Origin of the sequence: Serratia sp. 506_PEND, assembly GCF_001076875.1 — a bacterium.
Taxonomy (GTDB): Bacteria; Pseudomonadota; Gammaproteobacteria; order Enterobacterales; family Enterobacteriaceae; genus Serratia; species Serratia marcescens.
This window is the reverse complement of the sequence record NZ_JVEL01000118.1, coordinates 1-1,779: the sequence shown is the minus strand read 5'-3', so window position 1 is coordinate 1,779 and position 1,779 is coordinate 1. Positions and strand designations below refer to the sequence as shown.

General features: G+C 61.3%; 2 protein-coding genes. Both read right to left on the bottom strand.

Annotated features, from left to right (window positions below; all coding sequences use genetic code 11):
* Window positions 1–312: alpha/beta fold hydrolase (locus ADK28_RS03450; RefSeq protein WP_048794889.1), on the bottom strand; the 312-nt coding region annotated here is incomplete at its 3' end.
* Window positions 309–1,460: an FAD-dependent monooxygenase gene (locus tag ADK28_RS03445; RefSeq protein WP_033634195.1), complete on the bottom strand. Its 1,152-nt coding sequence runs from the start codon at window positions 1,458–1,460 to the stop codon at window positions 309–311. The genes ADK28_RS03445 and ADK28_RS03450, both read right to left, overlap by 4 nt.
* Between the last annotated feature and the right edge of the window lie 319 nt (window positions 1,461–1,779).

Here is a 1,779-nt window from a genome sequence, read left to right as displayed (position 1 = left end):
GGCGCCCATCGAATGGCCGAGCAGGGCGTAACTGTCCAGGTTCAGCGCGGCGGCGAAGGCGTTGACGTCCTGTGCGCAGGTCTCTGCGTCATAAGCCAGTTCCGGGCCGCTGGACGACAAACCGCGGCCGCGCACGTCGAGCACGTAGACGTCGTATTTTTCCCCCAGCCGCTCGGCGACGAAGCCCCAGGTGATCGCCGGGCTGGTGATGCCGGGGACCAGGATCAGCGCCGGGCCGTGGCCGCCGTAGCGCAGATAGTGTTGGCGAATGTCGTTGGCGTGAACGTGGGCGCCGTAGAGGAAGGTGCTCATGCGGCGTTCTCCGATTTCAGCGCTTGCGCGTACAGGTCATAGCCGTAAACCCAGGCCGGATCTTCCTGGGTGCGCAGGAAGGTGTTGGCGTTGGACACCGCCTGCACCCTGGATGCGCGCTCCTTGCGGTTGGCTTCATACAGCTGGAAAGCGGTGCGGTAGTCGCTGAGGCCGGTTTCCTGCAGGCAGCGGGTCAGCATGGCGGCGTCTTCGATCGCCATCGCCGCGCCCTGCGCCATGTGCGGTTTCATCGGATGGCAGGCGTCGCCGAGCAGCACCAGACGGCCTTCGCTCCACAGCGGCAGCGGTTTGCGGTTCAGCAATGGCCATTTGGTGACCTGTTCGCTGGATTCGATCAGCGCCTGCACGATCGGGTGGTAGCCGGCGAAGGTCTCGAACATCTCTTCGCGGCTGCTGTCGATGAAGCTGCCCTGGAAATCCCAGGCCGGGTGCGGCACGCCGCTGACGTAGTAATACTCGTCGCGCCGTTGGGTGGTGTAGTAGACCATCAGATGGCGGTCCGCCGACCACCACTTCACGCAGTCTTCGAACGTCAGGTTGTATTTCGCCAGCTTCTCGCCGCGGATCAGCGCGCGGTGGGCCACCCAGCCGCTGTAGGTCGGCGCTTCCGCGCCCAGCAGGTGCTCGCGAATGCGCGAGTTGATGCCATCGGCGCCGATCACGATATCGGCGTGGGCCGAGGTGCCGTCGACGAAGTTCAGCACCACCTCGTCACCGCGATCTTCTATCTTGCTCAGGCACTTGCCGAAGTGCAGGGTGCCGGGCTGCAGCGCGGAGAGCTGCAACGCCTGCAAATCGCCGCGGTGCACCGTCACATAGGCGGCGCCGTACTCCCGGCGGGCGAAGGCGCCCAGTTCGATGCGCGACAGGTAGTCGCCGCTTTCGGCGTCGCGGCTGAACCAGAAATCGGGATGAGACGCCATCTGCTCCAACCGTTGCTCAATACCGAGGCGGCGGAAAATCTTCAGTACGTTCGGCCCCATGTGAATGCCCGCGCCGAGGCGTGAGAACGCCGGGCTCTGTTCATACAGATCGACGGTAAAGCCGGCTTTTTGCAGCAGCCCGGCGGCGGCGGCGCCCCCCAGCCCGGCGCCGACGACGGCGATGCGTGGTTGTTTGCTCATCATGTTTCCCCTGTCTGTTGGCTTTTTTCAGCGTAGGCCCAACGCGTGGCTGGACGATCGATTTATAGTGTATGCGCTAGATAACGCAAAGTTGCAAAAGTGTTAAATCAGATCTCGCTCACGCTAATTGACAGCGTGTTACTGTTAAACTCATGTTAATCACAGGATTGATGCGGGATGAAATAGGACTTTCTTATGGTGGATATTCGCAGCTTGCTTTCCTTTGCTTTTTTGACTTAGATGAAATGAGTGTGTTCACTTTAAATTGTTTGAAAAATCACCGTCGCCTTGCGGGCGTCGGTCACCCTTGACGAGACAGGAG